General features: G+C 53.9%; 13 protein-coding genes. 8 read left to right on the top strand and 5 right to left on the bottom strand.

Going from position 1 to position 16,656, the window contains the following annotated elements; translation table 11 throughout:
- The first annotated feature begins 1 nt into the window (after position 1).
- From C3F13_02415 to C3F13_02385, 7 genes are all read left to right on the top strand, one after another.
- Positions 2-1,330, top strand: a complete 1,329-nt coding sequence (locus C3F13_02415) for a hypothetical protein (protein ID PWB56410.1) — start codon at positions 2-4, stop codon at positions 1,328-1,330.
- A gap of 127 nt (positions 1,331-1,457) precedes the next feature.
- On the top strand, positions 1,458-3,620 hold the full coding sequence (locus C3F13_02410; protein ID PWB56409.1) for a hypothetical protein: 2,163 nt from the start codon (positions 1,458-1,460) through the stop codon (positions 3,618-3,620).
- A complete protein-coding gene (locus tag C3F13_02405) occupies positions 3,617-4,303 on the top strand; it encodes a DNA-binding response regulator (GenBank protein ID PWB56408.1) in 687 nt (228 codons plus the stop codon). Before C3F13_02410 ends, C3F13_02405 begins: the two co-directional genes overlap by 4 nt.
- Positions 4,304-4,500: 197 nt before the next feature.
- Complete coding sequence (locus C3F13_02400) at positions 4,501-5,121, top strand: hypothetical protein (GenBank protein PWB56407.1); 621 nt, start codon at positions 4,501-4,503, stop codon at positions 5,119-5,121.
- Between the two features lie 94 nt (positions 5,122-5,215).
- Entirely contained in the window at positions 5,216-6,199 is a 984-nt protein-coding gene (gene focA, locus C3F13_02395; protein ID PWB56443.1) for a formate transporter FocA, read from the top strand.
- Positions 6,200-6,530: 331 nt separating this feature from the next.
- Positions 6,531-7,367, top strand: coding sequence for a hypothetical protein (locus tag C3F13_02390; GenBank protein PWB56406.1), 837 nt, complete (start codon positions 6,531-6,533; stop codon positions 7,365-7,367).
- A 12-nt stretch (positions 7,368-7,379) separates the two neighbouring features.
- Entirely contained in the window at positions 7,380-7,985 is a 606-nt protein-coding gene (locus C3F13_02385; GenBank protein PWB56405.1) for a hypothetical protein, read from the top strand.
- An 89-nt stretch (positions 7,986-8,074) separates the two neighbouring features.
- On the opposite strand, the gene C3F13_02380 is transcribed toward C3F13_02385, so the two are convergent.
- The 3 genes from C3F13_02380 to C3F13_02370 all read right to left on the bottom strand — a co-directional run bounded on the left by C3F13_02380 (position 8,075) and on the right by C3F13_02370 (position 13,318).
- Positions 8,075-9,508 (bottom strand): sulfatase, encoded by a 1,434-nt coding sequence (locus C3F13_02380; GenBank protein ID PWB56442.1) that lies wholly within the window; start codon positions 9,506-9,508, stop codon positions 8,075-8,077.
- A gap of 71 nt (positions 9,509-9,579) precedes the next feature.
- A complete protein-coding gene (locus tag C3F13_02375; GenBank protein ID PWB56404.1) occupies positions 9,580-10,980 on the bottom strand; it encodes a hypothetical protein in 1,401 nt (466 codons plus the stop codon).
- Positions 10,981-10,993: 13 nt separating this feature from the next.
- A complete protein-coding gene (locus C3F13_02370) occupies positions 10,994-13,318 on the bottom strand; it encodes a dimethyl sulfoxide reductase subunit A (GenBank protein PWB56403.1) in 2,325 nt (774 codons plus the stop codon).
- Positions 13,319-13,552: 234 nt separating this feature from the next.
- Here C3F13_02370 and C3F13_02365 point away from each other — a divergent pair, with 234 nt between their 5' ends.
- On the top strand, positions 13,553-14,581 hold the full coding sequence (locus C3F13_02365; GenBank protein PWB56402.1) for a hypothetical protein: 1,029 nt from the start codon (positions 13,553-13,555) through the stop codon (positions 14,579-14,581).
- A gap of 166 nt (positions 14,582-14,747) precedes the next feature.
- Here C3F13_02365 and C3F13_02360 read toward each other — a convergent pair whose 3' ends face one another.
- Together C3F13_02360 and C3F13_02355 are read right to left on the bottom strand one after the other, a co-directional pair.
- The gene (locus tag C3F13_02360; GenBank protein ID PWB56401.1) at positions 14,748-15,623 is read right to left on the bottom strand and encodes a phenazine biosynthesis protein; all 876 of its coding nucleotides are present in this window, start codon (positions 15,621-15,623) and stop codon (positions 14,748-14,750) included.
- Between the two features lie 166 nt (positions 15,624-15,789).
- Positions 15,790-16,641 carry a hypothetical protein gene (locus C3F13_02355; protein PWB56400.1) on the bottom strand — a complete coding sequence of 284 codons (852 nt, stop codon included), beginning with the start codon at positions 16,639-16,641 and terminating at the stop codon, positions 15,790-15,792.
- Between the last annotated feature and the right edge of the window lie 15 nt (positions 16,642-16,656).

The raw sequence follows: 16,656 nt of genomic DNA, 5'->3' as shown, positions 1-16,656 counted from the left end.
CATGTCTGATATTCCTTCTGCAACACACAACCGCATCCCGTTGTTTATTGAGCACAACCGGCAGGGCACGTATTTCACCCTTCCCTTTGATATGCCCGCCGATACCGAATCTTTCACACTGTCATACAGCTATCAGAGGCATGACAAGAGTGATCACCGCGTTCCAGGGGGTACTTTCACCTCCAGCCGGGAGGTGAACATCATCGACCTGGGCTTGATTGCCCCGGATGGCACGCAGGTGGGAGCATCGGGCTCGGATAAGTTAAGCATCAAGATCAGCGCAACCTGGGCGACCCCAGGCTACCGTCCCACCCCTCTGGTAGCGGGTGAATGGCAGATCATTGTGGGTGCTTATAAAGTGGCGGAGGCCGGTGTGGATGTCTTGTATGAGCTGGCGTTCACCCCGAAACATCTGCGCCTGCTCAAAGGCGACTTGCACACCCATACCCAAGCCTCGGATGGCGTCTTGAGCGTTGAGGAGCTGGCCTGGCATGCCCAACGGAACGGACTGGATTTCCTGGCCATCACCGACCACAACCAGATGATATCTACCGCTGCGCTACCCCAGGTTCCTGGGATTACCTTGATCCCCGGCATCGAGTGGACTCACTATCAGGGTCACGCTAACTTTTTAGGTGTGGACCAGCCATATGATGAACCTTTCCTGGCCAACGCCCCTGAGGAAGTGGCTGCTCGTTTCGCCTCTGCCCGCGGGCGCGGGGCTTTCATCAGTGTCAATCATCCATTTGATCCAGTTTGTCCATTCTTGTTTGATATGCATAGCCTGCCGTATGACTGCCTGGAGGTCTGGAATGGGCCTATGCGCGGCTCCAACCTGCAGGCGATTGGCTTCTGGCACAGCCAGCTTGTGGCTGGCAACAAGATTCCCATCTGCGGGGGGAGCGACTACCATCGTGATTCCCTGTTGCTCTTTCCTGGTGGTCCAACCACTTGCGTCTACGCTTCATCTGCCGGCAGCCGCGATATCCTGGAGGCCTTAAAGCATGGGCATGCGTACCTCGTCTATAGTGCCAATGGACCAACCCTCGAGCTTACCGCGGGCGAGGCATTCATGGGCGATAGTGTGGAATTTTCCCGCATAAACAAGATGGTATTCAAGGTCAGCGGCCTGGTCTCCGGGGATGTGGTACAGGTGTCCACTGCCAAGGGAAGCACGGCCCTCCATCAAGCTGACACAGATGGCAGCCTACGCGGAGAATACACGATGGAGTCCCCTGGGTTTGCACGCATTGACGTTTTAAGAAGTTTCCTGCCCGGTTTACCATTACTGCCGGCATTGATTTCCAACCCGATCTATTTTGACGCCTGAACGCTGGTCGGGAACAGTAGATTACAACTGTGGTTGTAAGCGACCAATATTTTGAGATGGTCATTTGTGTTAAAATTAACAATATTCCCCCATTAACCGGTCATAAAAACCGGCTAATGCACTAAATATGCAGCGCATTATCAACGGCATCCGCCTACGCTTCCAACAGATGAACCTGTCACAGCGGCTCATGCTGAACCTCGTGTTGGTGGTGGCTGCGATCATCATTTTCATCGGTATACCAACCAACCTGACCATGTGGCGGGTGCTTGAAGACCAGGTCTGGGCGCGTGTCAAAGATGCCCAATCAGCCACCAATGGTCTCTATGAAGCGGAAGTTGCCCGACTGAAAAAGCTAGCCGGACTGATTGCTGGGCGTCCCACACTGCTCAACCTGATCGAGCAGGAAGATATTGCCGCGCTGGGTCCTTACCTGGATTTACTTAAAGAAGAGAGTGGCGATGTAGATATTGTTCAGGTCATCACACCCAACCTGCAGGCTGGCGACCCATTGGAGGGCTTGCCCTCCCCGCAGGAATTCCTGGTGGGCAGGCAACCTTATGCAGCTGACTTTGTTACCCTGGGCGACCCACCGCGCCTGTATATCGTTGGGATGAGCCAGATTCAGTCTACTGCAGATGAGAACACCCCGCTCGGCTACACCGTGGTGGCGCGTGAAATAAAAACGGATTACATGCAGACCCTCGAAGGGCAATCAGGGCTGGCCCAAAGCCTGATCGTGGGTGGAAAGCGGGTAGCCACCAGCCTGCCAGCTGCGCCAGATTGGTCCCTTGACCCAGCCTCGGCATTAAAAGTGGAACAGACCGGGCAAGCTTGCTGCACGATGGGTGCGGCTCAGGATCAACCCTACTATGTGGGGTTGATGCCCTTAAGCGATGCACAAGGGAATGTAGTAGCCTTAAGCGAGGTGGCTCTTCCAGGTGGCTCCATGCGACGTGGAATGATCAACACCACCCTGATTTCTGTCGGTTTCAGCCTGCTGGTCATGGTGCTTGGCTCATTTCTGGTGGTGCGCCAGGCGCGCCACATCACCAAACCCTTGTTACAGCTGAGCAAATCGGCTGACCAGATCAGCCAGGGCAACCTGGACATCTCCACTCCACTGGAAACCGGGATTCCCGAGATTAACCAGCTGTCGCGTCATTTTGATTTCGCCCGGCGCCAACTACGTAATACCCTGTCGGTGACCCAGCGCGAGATGAAGCATGCTGAACGACTGCTATCCCTGGTGCCTAAAGGCGTGATCGCCCTTAATGAAAACGACCGCATCACCTTCTTCAACCCTGATGCTGAGGAGATCCTGGGTTACCACAGTTCTGATGTCGTCCGCTTACACTATACGCATGTGTTTCCTCCTGCCCCCGGTGAAACCACCACCGTCGGTGACTTGCTGAACAAGGAAGCCGATGGGTCGGTAGCCCAGCGCTTGAGCGTGCTGGACGCTCATGGAAAACCATTGCTGCTCTACGTAGCCATCTCTCCACCCGATGAAAATCCCCCTAGTGGTTATGGATCTGAGCGGGTGATCGTGATACGCGATGTGACTGAAGAAGAGGCTGTCAACCGCCTGCGCTACAACTTCCTGGCAAATGTAGCCCACGAATTCCGTACTCCGCTGGCTGGGATTGCGGCTACCACCGAAATCCTGGTGGACGAAGGCACCATGCTGACCCCCAATGAGCTGAAAGAGCTGGTGGAAACCATTCGCCTGAGCACCTTGCATTTGCAAACCCTGGTGGGGAACCTGCTGGAGAGTACGACGATCGAAGCTGGATGTTTTCAGGTACACCGCCGCCCGATCAACCTGCATGACGTAGTTCGGGAAGCCGCAGAGATCATGAGCCCCTTGCTAAAGCGCCGTAACCAGGGCCTGGTCCAGAGCATTCCAGAGAAATTACCCACTGTCTGGGCGGATGCCAACCGCCTGGTCCAGGTTTTGGTAAATTTGCTATCCAACGCCAGTAAATTCAGCCCAATGGGCGGTCGCATCGATTTAACCATCAGTCAAGACCCGAGCTGGGTGACTATGGTGGTCAGCGATACTGGCCCAGGGTTGCCGACGGATCGTTTTTCGGATTTATTCCGCCGCTTTGTGACCGCCAGCCAATCGCATGACACCCAATACGGGATTGGGCTGGGGCTTTCCGTGGTAAAGTCGATCATTGAAATGCACGGCGGTCAGGTCGGTGCAGAAAACCTCCCCACGGGAGGCGCCAAAGTTTGGGTTACAATACCTATTCAACCTCCTGAGGAGAAAGAAAACCTATGACAAAGATTCTGGTTGTCGATGACGATCTTGCGCTTTCAGATGTGCTTGCTTTCGCCATCCGCCGGGCTGGTTTTGAGGTGGTCAACGCCCATGATGGACTGAGCGCTCTAGAAGTATTTAATAAGGAAATGCCAGACCTGATCGTCTTGGACTGGGGGCTGCCGCGCATGGACGGGCTGGAGGTCTGCACGCGCATCCGCAACGAGTCAGAGGTACCGATTATCATGTTAACCGTACGCGACACCGACGATAACGTTATCACCGCCCTGGAAGCGGGTGCGGACGAATATATTATCAAGCCATTCAGCCCCCGCCAGCTGATTGCCCGCATCCGAGCTTTGTTACGCCGGGTGGTGAGCGAGCCACAGGAGGTACTCCAGGCAGGTGAGCTTTCATTTGACGCCGAGAGGCGGGAAGTACGTGTGGGGGATTCTGAACCAGTGCATCTCACTCACCTGGAAACACGCCTGCTGCGTGCCCTGATGCAGAACCCCGACCGAGTGTTGAACAACGACACCTTGATTTTACGTGTGTGGGGACCCGAAGGTGCCACCAACGAGATGCTCAAGCAACTTGTGTATCGACTGCGTAACAAATTGGACACAAGCCCTGGAGCAAGCTCATTGATCGAAACCATACCCAATGCGGGTTATGTGCTGAACACCCGCAGCTCCCCGGTTTAGCCAGTAACCGGCGCATCACAAAAAAACAGGGGGCAATTATTGTAACCACATTGTAACCAGCCGGTGCTTGTGGCTGTGACCCCGTTCAAGTATAAATTATATAGTGAAATATTACGCAATCAGTTCGGATCGCTCCATGATGATTGTTTGTGTTGCGTCCGCAAATGAGAAATAAAATAAATCTGAGGAGAAATATCATGCCGACAAGCACACTAGCCAAACCTACACTCATCTGCCGTTATCCTATCGCTACCAGCGATATGTACTATAACGAAGTGGGGCAGCGCGATGTTTATGTGCGCGATGACCTGCTGCACGGTTTCCAGATCTGGGGTGAGCTGACCGGGGCTGGGCCAGAGACGTCGATCTCTTTGTGCCAGATTTTCCTGGAATATGCCATGTTCTGCCAGACAGGCTTTGATGAAAGCCAGGCTTACGGCCTGATGGAGAGTTTTGGGAGTGGGCTGGGGCAAGCCGTGGCCTTGTACATGCAGGATAACACTTTCTTGAATGGCTTTCCCAACCCGGGTGTGTGTGCCCTGGAATGCATGTTGGAAACGCTCAGGGTGGACTTCACCATTCACCAGATCGGACCTGAAATGCGTTTTATCATGCCCGACTGCCCATTCGATAAGACCGCCGGTCAAACCGGTCTACCCCAAACGGAGCTGGCACATGTTGGGCTGAATGCCATGTGCCAGGGGCTGCTGCACATCATCCAACCCGAGCTGCCCGTCGCGTCACCCGTCGATGACCGCTATGACCACATATTTGCCATTGATACCCTGGCCAATGCGCAGGTTAATTCCAAGGAATAAGGGAGCCACCATGTTCACTTCTTCTTCTCATACACCAAAAGCTACACAACCTCCAGCCAAGGAAGTCTCGTTCGATGCCTTGCTACCCCCTGAGATGGCTGCCAAAGCCGCTGAGATTGGGGTCAAGAAGACAAAATTAGATACAATGCGCATGTTCCTCCTGGCCGTTTTAGCCGGAGCCTTCATTGCCATGGGAGCAATCTTTGCCACCACGGTCAGCGCGGGTGCTTCAGCTTTGCCCTATGGCGTGGCGCGCTTCCTGGCAGGCCTGGTATTTACCCTCGGCCTGATCCTGGTGGTCGTCTCAGGCTCGGAGCTATTCACCGGCAACAACCTGATCGTTATTGCCTATGCCAATCGCCGGGTAACCCTGGGGGCATTGTTGCGTAATTGGGGCGTTGTTTACCTGGGTAATTTTGTGGGTGCGATACTGACCGCCGGCCTGATGTTCCTCACCCGCCAATACACTTTTGGAGCTGGCTCAATCGGCCTGGTGGCGCTCAACACCGGCGAAGCCAAGACCAATCTGGCCTTTGTCCAGGCATTGGCGCTCGGCATCTTCTGTAATGCCCTGGTCTGTATGGCGGTCTGGATGTGCTTCAGCGCCCGCAGTACGGTCGATAAGATCCTGGCGATCATCCCTCCCATTGCTGCGTTTGTGGCGGCCGGCTTCGAGCACAGCATTGCCAACATGTATTTCATCCCGATCGCTTTGTTCATCAAGCAATTTGGGACAGCCAAATTCTTTGAAACGATCCAGAAAACACCGGCAGATTTTCCCCACCTCACCTGGAACAATTTCTTCCTGGTGAACCTGGTCCCCGTCACCATCGGCAACATCATTGGCGGCGCATTGATGGTGGGAGTGATGTACTGGGTTATTTACCTCAGCAAAACCCAAAAAGCCTCCGTCACTGCCGAGGCCTCTGTGAGGGTCGTCCCGGCCACAACCCGTCCGGAAGTGCCGGCACCCATTTTCTACGTCACCCACGAGCCGCCCATCCGCTCCCTTGAAGCGCCAGTTCAAGCCATGAGCGCAAAGAGCGAGGAAGGGAAATCGTCCGAGGTTCGTTTGTAATCAGAAAACCGACATGTCTGCTGATTAATGGTGGAGTGGGGATCATCAGATCGATTATGCTCTAAATTGTCTGGTCAACCCAGTGCCTATGGCAGAAGACAGCCATAGGCACTTTGCATCCTGATGGAGGCTGTCGTTTAGGCTTTATGGTATTCCAATTTGACTATCTATGCGGGGGACAGAAAAAGCAGGTTAAAGCAGCTATAAAGAAATTCATCCGCTTAAAGCGTTTCCATATTTAAACTGGTGCTTGACAAATTAGTGTAATTATTGTATAATTCAATTATAATAAAGTATATAATAAACGAACTGTATAACCAAGGAGGAAAACATGTCTCTCACACGTAAGTTAAAACCAGACCGAAACGTCACCGGGCCATTGATTCCACTAGGCATGATAGCCATTTTTGGTCTCACATCGCTAATTTTTGGGGTCCCTGTGGGTATGTATATCACGGCCGGCATGATCAGCCTGTTTTCTTTATACTCCCTATATGTATTTCTCCGCACAAGAAATCTTCCTCAACTTGTCATCTTTGTCTATTCAGCCTTTTTGGTATTTGTCTTTGTTGTTGCGGCAGGGAAAATTTCGGTGGGTAATATCACCGGCAATCCCTTTAACAGCCTGGAATTTGCCATGGCGTATTTTTTTACACTGATGTTTTTTAGCTTTGTAATCGTCTACCTGGCTGCTACCCGCAAAGCCAAATGGCGCGGGCGTGAAATTTTCGAGCTGGCGGCTGAACCGGTTGAGAAAACTGGAAATGGTTATACCTCAAGGCCCCGCCCGGTTGGGAAGGTGGAATATAGCCCACAGCAAATACGCCAGTTTGCCAAGTTTTGCGGTCGCAACTTAATCGCCTTGCCTTATCTCAGCTCAAAAAACACCACCCTGGTTCCGATCAAGATGGGTGACGAGTACGGACGCGTGTTAGGGCTGGCTGGGGATTTCCGTGATGCATCGTGGGTCAATTTTGATGTTGATGGCGAAGTGTCTGTGCATATCGCGCAAAAAGACTACTTGGATTATCGCGAGCCCCTGGCATTCGACCAGCTATGCAATTCATTTGGTCAGGTTTTCATCGATTTTTTTGAGTTGGTTAACCGTGGCGAAGGCATCCGGGCAGTCGATCGTATGGATGACCTCAAGATCAGCATCTTTTCATAAGGCCAGAATCCAATGGACTTTCATACAGCTGCAAAATTCGCATCGTTGCTCTCAAAAGATTATGCTGAGGAAATTTTTACACTGCTGGTGAATTATCAAGCTATCTCAGCATCTGAAGTCGCCACACGCCTCAACCTGCATATAAAAACTGCCCAGGACTATCTCGAGTCTCTCGAACAGCTTGGTGTTGTTTCCAAGGAGGAGGTCCTTGAGAAGAAACGTCCATATTATCGTTATGTGCTGAAGCAGAAACGATTAACCATCGATATCGATCTGATGGAGATCAAGCGGGAGCCTTCCTTCAATCGCATGGCAGCACGAATTCGGGAAAAAGAAAACGCTGGGGCGCGCTTTTCGGTGGCGCGCAGCGAAGACTACATCACCAGCGTGACAATTTGGACTGGAAATGGCCGCGAGCGAGAGGAGCGCAAGATAAAGCTGACCACTCCACAAGGCAGATTCCTGTACCATCTACCATTTCCAAATGCAGAGCCATTGACGGTTGAAGAAATTATGCACAAGGCTGAAATCGACTTGACACTAGCACCTGAGGTCCTGGACCTGGTGCAATTCCTTGAAAAACACAATGTAATAGAAGGGGTGCCAGAGATGCCTTGATGAAAAGCGAATTTAGTTGGTTGAGCTTTTGACTTGCGAACCGTCGTTCTGAGTGCGTGCTGCTGGGGAGGTGGCTGAGGGTTGAATGGCTATAACCAGCCGCGCAGGTTATCCTGCATTTCCGCTTCAAAAGCCTCCAGCAGGGTGGCTAAATCCCTAGCCAGCTGGGGCTCAGCCTCGATCATGCTGTAAGCTTCCTGCGGATCACTCGCCAGGTTAAATAGGAACGGTCCCTGCTGTGTCGGCCAATAGGAGGCAATGTCGGTCAGGTGACGGCGTACGTACTTCCATTCACCAGAGCGGACCGCCACTGCCTGGCGGGTGTCATAATAATAAAATGCATCGTGAGGCAACCCAGCCTCCCCTTTCAGCAGCGGCAGGATGTCTATCCCATCGATGATGCGGTCTTGCGGTAAGGCAGCCCCGGCGATGTGCGCACAGGTGCTGAACAGGTCAAAGTTTGCACATACCCCTGCATTCTGTTTGGCAGGCGGAATGACACCTGGCCACCTGGCGATGAAAGGCACCCGAAAGCCTCCCTCAAACCAGAGCAGTTTGCGCCCCCTGAGGTAGCCCGGGTTTCCCTCCATCCACGGGCCATTGTCGCTACTGAAGACCACCAGCGTTTTTTGATCCAGTCCAAGTTCACTGAGCGTTTCAAGGATTTGGCCTACGCTCCAATCGATCTCATGCACAGCATCCCCATACAGGCCTGCCTCCGTCGACCCCTGGAAGTCAGCCGAGGCATGCACGGGGAAATGCGGCATAGCATGTGCCAGATAGAGGAAGAATGGGCTGTCTTTATTAGCGCGGATGAAATTGAGGGCCTCTTTGTTAAAATTGCGGGTCAGCGTGTTTTGATCCGCCGGGGCAGGGATTTCTACCTCATAATCCCGGTAAATTGCATATGGCGTGTCATCATTGCTCCACAGCGCCCCGTAGAACGAGTCGAAGCCGCGGTCATTGGGCAGGTAGCCTGCGCTGCCTCCCAGGTGCCACTTCCCAATCAGAGCAGTGCGGTAGCCCCGGCGCTTCAGTACTTCGGGCAACAGCACCTCATCTTGTGGAATGCCACGGACGTTATAAGAGTAGCGCCACAAGACGTCCATGACCACGTTCAGCGGATTGTGGGTGGAAAGCAGCGGGGTGGGAATGAGCGTGCGTACCGGGTAGCGGCCAGTCAGCAGGCCGGCACGCGACGGGCTGCATACGGAGGCGGAGGCATAAAAACTGGACAGGGTGGCACCCTCTGCTGCCATCCTGCGCAGGTTGGGCGTGTCGATGGCTGGCGATTGCAGGTCACCGATACCGAGGTCATCGCATAAAACGATGATGATATTGGGCAGGGACTGGGGTGTTGGGCTGGGTTGAAGGCTGTCAAGGTATGCCTGCGCCTTCTCCGGGTGGAAGTCTCGACCGAGCTGGTTGTGCACCTGGCGAGCAATGCCCCCAGCCAATAAAACTCCCACACCAATTGCAGCAGCCTTAATGAAACCACGCCGGCTTAATTTCCTGGGCCCCATTCTCCTCCTTGCGCTATTGGTGAATGAGCGTTTTAGCCTATCTTAAGTGAGTATAGCATGGGAAAGCCTGCCTAAAGTGGGAATGGCTTGCGCTGGGCGTAGAACCGCCACCTGCCGATGATCTCTGACCCCAGCGCAAGCAACAAAAGTGTGATACCCTGCCAGAATCCTGGCAAGGCAGGGATAAATATGATCATCAAGCTTCCCAGGATGGCCAGCAAAAGCAAGCCAATGCGCAATCGGCTCACCGCCTGGGTTGCCGCCTCCTGGCTGGATAGGATCAGGATCAATTCTGCCAGCATGCTGACCACCGCGGCGATCACCCAACCGGAGGCTGGCATCGCCAGGTTCATCCCCAGGGCACCCAGCACAGCTGCACTCAGGAAGAAGCCCAGTGGCGTTCGCCAGCTATTCCAGGCGGGGACTGCCCTCAGCAGGTATATTCTGCCCATGCAGTACACCAGCCCAATGCCTAGAACCGCCATCAGCCATGGGGTGGAATTGTACCTGCCAAGCCATTGGGAGCCAGCTGTAACCACCCAGGCGATGCCAAACAAGCCCGTCAGCAGGATTTCGCGGCTCAACCACGATTTTTTGAGGTGCCTGACCGACCGCCAGGCGTTACGCTTGCGCCCGAGGTGCAGGAAGGACATTATGCCTCCCAGGCCTAGCAAGAACCCGATGGCGAGCAAGACCTGGGTTGGGATGGGCGAGATTACCAGGCTAGCGACTGCCATGCCAGCTGCCATTTGTGCGAGTAAGGTAAAGGCCACCAGGGGCAGCTCATGAGAAGCAGCTTTGCCGTACGCATGCTCAAAGGCTCCCGGCGGCAGAATCTCCTCCTGGTTTGACACAGCCTTTTCGTGGGGGTTGACCATACCCGGGTGGAGCGTGATGACCAGGTGGGGTTCGGTGCGTGAATAGTTCGGCAGCGGGAAGGGGTGCGCGCTGCCCGGGAGCTGCCATAAGCGGTGGGCTTGTTCTTGTGCTTCGAGGGTCTCAAGCGTCCCAAAATCCAGTACCCGCAATGGGCAGGCAGCTACACAGCTGGGCGGCAGGCCAGCATCGATGGCATCATGGCAGAAGTCACACTTGCTCATAATGCCCTGCCGGGCGTCATATTGCGGCACGCCATAGGGGCAAGCCCAAGCGCAGTACCCACAGCCCATGCATTTGGAGGCGTCAATCAATACAATCCCGTCCGGGCGAACGGTATATGCATCCGTTGGGCAGACCCCGGCACACTTGGGATGGGTACAATGATTGCAGGCCAATGAGAGATGATAGGCAAAGATGGTGTTCGTCCAGGCGCTACCTGCGGCCTGCCATTCCCCACCCGACACCTCAACCACCCGACGCCATAATAGCCCTGCTTGAAGCTGGTTCTTATCCTTACAAGCTTCCTGGCAGGCTTTGCAGCCGGAGCAGGCACGTGCGTCGAAGGTGAAAGCGTAGCTCATGGCTGAGACCATTCATCCCATGGGGTCATGGTGTTCGCGGTGTCTGCCCTGGTTTATGCAGGTCATATTTCTCGGCTTCCACCATGATGGTGTGCTGGGTTGAGGCGAATGCAAGGGGCGTCCAGCGGTGAGAGGTGAGCACATTAATGTTTCCACCATGGTCGATACCCCGTTCATCCGGATTCCACCAGGCTCCCTGTGGGATATCCACCACCCCGGGCAGGATGCGCCGGGTGAGGCGGGCGGAGATAACCAGCTGTCCGCGGTCATTCCAAACACGCACCACATCTCCATCCTGGATGCCTCGCCTGGCCGCGTCAATGGGGTTGATGAAGATACGCTGGGGGAATGCCTCCTGCAGCCAATCATTGTTGGCATGCGTGGAATGCACCCGGCTCAGGCTGTGGTGCCCGATGGCCTGCAACGGATATTTTTGGGGCTGGCTCTGCGTGGGTAGGGCACCGCGTGTTTCAGGAAATGGGTTTTCCCACTCGGGGATGTACTTGGGCAGCGCTGGGATCTCGTCTGGATGGCCCATGTCGAATAAAGTTTTCGAGAATATCTCAATCTTGCCGCTGGGTGTGTCAAGCGGGTATTTTTGCGGGTCTCGGCGAAAATTCTCAAATGCGATGGCAGGCTGATCGACAAGTTTTGTATAAGCTCCCAGGTTTTGATCAATGAAGGTCTCCAGGCTGGGCAAGTCGGGGAAGCGGGTCTGGCGATAGTGCTGAAGGCACCACTCCACCCAGGCCTTCTCATCACGCTCCTCAGTGTAAGCATCGCCGAAACCCAGACGTTCCGCCAGGTCAGCGCAAATGCGGTAATCGCTCTTGCATTCCCCCAGGGGTTCCACCAGTTTGGGTTGCAAAATCACCTCGTCGCCGTATTTCCAGCCATCCTCAAGCCCCCAAGTTTCGAACTGGGTGCAAGCCGGCAAGACGAGGTCGGCGAATTTCGCAGTTGGGGTCAGGAAATTATCCTGCACAGCGAAAAACTCTACCTTCTTCTCGTCTCGTATAATTGCGGCTGAGCGGTTGACATCGCCATGCTGGTTGATCAGGCAATTGGTGGCAACCGCGTAGATCAGCTTGATATCTGTCTTCAGCTGGTTGGCACCGATCACACCATCCGTCGCGGTCATCTCATGGCCGCGCAGCACAGCTTCGCTCCACAGGAAAACCGGGATGCTGGCCTTGACCGGATTAGCCCCGGTGGGGAATACAGTCCAGAATGGTCCGCCGTCGGGTGCCTGAGTGCCCAGCCCACTGGCCCAGCCACCCCGGATGCCCAAGTTACCGGTGATGGCAGCCAGCACACAGCCTGCCCGTACCACCTGCTCACCATAAGCACGGCGCTGCATCCCGTAACCCTGGTATAGCACGCCGGGTTTGATCGTGGCGTATTCGCGGGCGATGCGGGTAATGGTAGCCGCCGGGACGGCGGTGATGGCTTCGGCCCATTCGGGGGTTTTGGGGAAGCCGTCTCTGCTGCCCAGCAGGTACTCTGAATAAGACTCTGCCTGCTCTGCCCCGGGCGGCATTTGCGAGCCATCCCAGCCCATGCAATGGGTGCGCACGAAATCGGCATCATACAGCCCCTCAGTCAGCATCACATAAACCATGGCGCTCATCATAGCCACATCGGTACCAGGACGGATGGGGATCCACTCATCAGCCAGCGAGGCGGCGGAAAGCGAATGGCGCGGGTCGATGCACACCACCCTGGCACCATTTTGATGCGCCAGCTTAACGAAATAATCGCTGTTGGTGCCGTCGCGCATCTCGGCGGGGTTCCAGCCCCACATGATGATGTAGCGGCTGTTCAGCCAATCCTGGCGCTGGTTGCCGGTGACCAGTGTGCCGTAAACGGTGGGGGTGGCGATGTTGATCGCCCCCCATGAGTAGGAATTGTAGATGCCCAGGCAGCCGCCGAACAGGTTCATGAGGCGGCGGGCGGTATGCGAGCCATTGAGCTGGTTGTAGCTGCCCGTTCCATAGGGCACAAACAAGGCTTCGTTACCGTACTTCGCTTTGACCCGTTCCAATTCCCCAGCTAGCATCGTGATGGCTTCTTCCCAGCTACAGCGCACAAATTGGCCTGCACCACGCTCCCCTACCCGCTTGAGGGGGAACTGCAGTCGGTCCGGGTGGTACTGGCGGCGCAGGTAGGCTCGCCCGCGGGCACATGCCCGCAGCTGCGGTGCTGCCAGGCTGTCGGGGCGATCGTCGGTATCCAGGCGCGTGATGCGGCCGTTTTCGACGTGGGCGATGAGCAGGCAGCGCCCCCCGCAGTTATGTGCCGGGCAGCCCACGCGAATGCGGGATACTCGATGGGGATCGGATTGTTGCATGAGTGACGTTTCTGGGCCGGGACCGGCATGCTTACGGTGGAGCCATTTCATGGTACCAGTATAAAGTATCTGTAAAGCACAGGAAAGTGACAGAGGTCATATTAACCTTGATTAGGTTGAAATGGGCGCCACAGCAACGCAAACAGAGGCGATGCAATCCAGATAAGAGATTATTATTTTTCAGCCTCATGTACGAATACAGAATTTTGGCCCAACTATTGCACAATAAGTAAAATGCGAAGCAAGCGCAATGGGAAACCTATGAAAAGCCTGACAATTCCATACCGGCAGGAAAATCATAGAAATTTTGATGAAGAATGGCCAGTCCAAAGGAAAGTATCGGGTTGGTGGTACATCACCGGGTACTTCTCTGACAATGCATCCCCAGAGAAGCTGTATTCATACCAGTTCACGGTCATCAAGCCGCGCATATATGGGTTCTCACCCTGGATCCTACAGCTGGCGCTCACTGATGTGGCTAACGGAAGGCATCGTTTTACCCAACGCATGACCTTGATGAGCCAGGATGTCTATGTCACTGCAAATACTGTCCAGTACCTGTCATTAGCGCGCCTGGTGCGGGAACCCGAGCAGATGGTGCTGGTTGCCCATAACGAGTCCTTCGATCTCATCCTTGAATTGGATAAGGGGAAAGGTGCGTTCTGGCATGGCGATAATGGTGTGCTGGTTATGGGAGGGGCAGAAGACCCTCGCCGCCGGACCGTCTATTATTCCTACACCAACATGCCAACAACAGGGATCGTGACCCTTCATGACCCGCATGAGGCGAGCAAGACAATGCAGGTCAGCGGAAAATCATGGTTCGACCGGCAGTGGGGACCCTATGCGCTCATGCATGCCGATACGCACTGGGAGTGGTTCTCTCTGCGGTTTTTTGATGACGAGGAAGTGATGCTGTTTTCCTTCCCGCAGTGCCCGTATTATGATGGAACCTACATCAGTCGGGACCGCCAAAGGCGTTTAATCAGGAACTATACCCTTACCCCATTGGGCTTCACCGAAGCTGCCGGGTTGAAATTCTCACAGGGTTGGGACCTGCTCATGCCGGGCGTAAAAGAGGAGAAGTATGCGATCCGTCCACTTACGGATGGGCAGCTCAACCTGGCCTATTTTGAGCTGCTGGCTGGTATTTATAATCCAAGCGGCGAGCAGGTTGGGTTGTGCGTGGTGGAGCTCTTGCCCGGGGCGCGCAACCCGCAGAGCAAGATCAATTTCCTCGACCTGTTTAAAAAAGTAGCGTAATAAATTCAATGCAAGTATCAGGCTACGGAGTGTCAGGGTTTCAATGCCTCCTAATAACCCAATCTATTCAGAATGGAGTAATTACATTCCTGTTTAGCAGAAGACCCAACGGATAGATTGAGATGATTGGTCCCTCTGGAAGCCGGGACCAGAATATTTGTAATTGTTAAACAAACTCCCCTTGCGCCACAATCACACATTTCCCGCCGACAGATATATCTATTTTCTCACCACTTTGTGCCGCCTTTAAAAGCAAAAGAGAGGGCCTGCCGATTTCATATCCCTGTTCACTGCGGATATCGATGCTGCCCTTTCCGAAATACTGATATTTCGCAAGGTAACCCGCCAGGCATCCATTACCGCTGCCTGTGGCAGGATCTTCGGGAACGCCGTAATAATCCACAAATACACGCACGCTTATATTGTTGTCTGCCTCGTGTGTTTGAGGGCAAAAAACCAAAATGCCTTTCGCCTCAGTATTATTTATGTAGTGATAATACTTTTCATTGTCAATCCTGGCTTTTTTTAGGCTGGCAAGGTTTTTCAGCGGCACGATAAAAAATGGCAAACCAGTGGAAACTTCCTGAACAGGGAAACGCAGATCAATATCAACCAAATCAACATTGATGATGCTGGCTATCTCCGCAGGTCCGTGAACTATCCCAAAAATAGGTTGTCTCTGCCTCATCCAGCCGTAGCCATCCTGGAAGAATTTAACCGGAATCTGTCCTGCCTTCAGGTTGAGCACGACCTCGTCGGTTGCTCCATGAAGGAACGCGTGGTGAATGACGAATGCAGTTCCAAGCGTCGGATGACCCGCAAAGGGGACTTCTTCTTTAGGCGTGAAGATGCGCACATCAAAGCCGCCATTTTTAGGCTCATCCGAAAGGATGAAAGTTGTCTCCGAGAAATTGATTTCCCTGGCAATCTGTTGCATCTCTTCGCTCGAGACTACGTTTGCATTCCAAAACACGGCCAGCTGGTTGCCGGCATACTTTTTTTCGGAAAATACATCCAGGATATAGAAGCTAAGTCCAGGCATATCAATTCTTCCTTGGTAAAGTTATTAACATTGATTTGAGCCGACTCGGGACCAATCCCTTGCGGATAAAGTAGTGTTTGCGTAGCTCAGAAATCGTTTCAAACCCCTGCTGTCTAGATCGATAGATCAAACCAATGAACTTCTTAAGCCCCAATAGGTGGGTCTTTTAGAATTGGGTGATGGCCTTCAGCTCTACGGGCGGATAGACCTGCCCTTGCACGGGCGGCATGGGATTGTAGACCCAATCCAGCTCCACCACACCGGCCTGGATGCCTCCCACCCGCTGGATACCGAGATATTTGCCGCGCAGAAGCACATCCTCCATGGTCAGCGCCATGTCGAATACAGCCATGGGTACCCCAGCTGGGATGGAATGCAACTCGTCTTTGTAAACTGAAGTGGAGAACAGCACATGGTCGGTACCCAGGCTTTGGGTTTGGATAGCCGGGATGATGACCGGGAAACCGTCAGCACCGATATAGGATAGGAATTTGAGGTTGTCAAGCTTATCCAGAAACAGGCGTGTCCAGTGGTTGAGCACGGGTTTTCGGCCCGGCTTGCGGCCCAGGCTACGCGCCAGCATCGTTTTGACCGCGGCGAAGACAATCTGGTTCATCGGAAGAGGCAATTTACCGGTGTGTGAAATCAGGTCGAAATAATACACAGTGTGGACGCCGAAATAGGCGTTGTAGCGGAACATGGGCACATTGTTGTAATAATCATATTCCGGCCCATTCTTTACTGAATGAGTATAGCTGGCCAGCCCGCGCCACAGGTTTTTATCCAGGCCCATGATGAGAAAGGCCGCCTTCGGATCAGACAGGATGTGCCCTTTCGACATCCCCTCGGTGAACTGCCCAAAACACAGCTGGTTGGGTGCGCATGCCATGAGCGATGAAAGCAGAGTGACATGCGGTAGTCCTTCTGGCGTGACGGTTGCCAGCAGGCCGATCTTCATGGGCACCTGCGTGTTCTGGATATCAGTTTCAGAAAAGGTGGAATGTGATGATATCTCCATGCCTAGCTCCTTTGT

It is taken from the genome of Anaerolineales bacterium, assembly GCA_003105035.1.
Classification (GTDB): domain Bacteria; phylum Chloroflexota; class Anaerolineae; order Anaerolineales; family UBA4823; genus FEB-25.
Note: the sequence above shows the minus strand (reverse complement) of the source record. Positions and strands in the feature narration are given on the sequence as shown.

What these genes read in the sequence shown, in the direction of transcription:
- C3F13_02405 (PWB56408.1), top strand. Translation starts at nt 3,617, where the DNA reads ATGACAAAGATTCTGGTTGTCGATGACGATCTTGCGCTTTCAGATGTG.
- C3F13_02355 (PWB56400.1), bottom strand. Translation starts at nt 16,641, where the DNA reads ATGGAGATATCATCACATTCCACCTTTTCTGAAACTGATATCCAGAAC.
- C3F13_02390 (PWB56406.1), top strand. Translation starts at nt 6,531, where the DNA reads ATGTCTCTCACACGTAAGTTAAAACCAGACCGAAACGTCACCGGGCCA.
- C3F13_02370 (PWB56403.1), bottom strand. Translation starts at nt 13,318, where the DNA reads ATGCAACAATCCGATCCCCATCGAGTATCCCGCATTCGCGTGGGCTGC.
- C3F13_02400 (PWB56407.1), top strand. Translation starts at nt 4,501, where the DNA reads ATGCCGACAAGCACACTAGCCAAACCTACACTCATCTGCCGTTATCCT.
- C3F13_02380 (PWB56442.1), bottom strand. Translation starts at nt 9,508, where the DNA reads ATGGGGCCCAGGAAATTAAGCCGGCGTGGTTTCATTAAGGCTGCTGCA.
- C3F13_02410 (PWB56409.1), top strand. Translation starts at nt 1,458, where the DNA reads ATGCAGCGCATTATCAACGGCATCCGCCTACGCTTCCAACAGATGAAC.
- C3F13_02365 (PWB56402.1), top strand. Translation starts at nt 13,553, where the DNA reads ATGCGAAGCAAGCGCAATGGGAAACCTATGAAAAGCCTGACAATTCCA.
- C3F13_02385 (PWB56405.1), top strand. Translation starts at nt 7,380, where the DNA reads ATGGACTTTCATACAGCTGCAAAATTCGCATCGTTGCTCTCAAAAGAT.
- C3F13_02375 (PWB56404.1), bottom strand. Translation starts at nt 10,980, where the DNA reads ATGGTCTCAGCCATGAGCTACGCTTTCACCTTCGACGCACGTGCCTGC.
- C3F13_02415 (PWB56410.1), top strand. Translation starts at nt 2, where the DNA reads ATGTCTGATATTCCTTCTGCAACACACAACCGCATCCCGTTGTTTATT.
- C3F13_02360 (PWB56401.1), bottom strand. Translation starts at nt 15,623, where the DNA reads ATGCCTGGACTTAGCTTCTATATCCTGGATGTATTTTCCGAAAAAAAG.
- focA (PWB56443.1), top strand. Translation starts at nt 5,216, where the DNA reads ATGGCTGCCAAAGCCGCTGAGATTGGGGTCAAGAAGACAAAATTAGAT.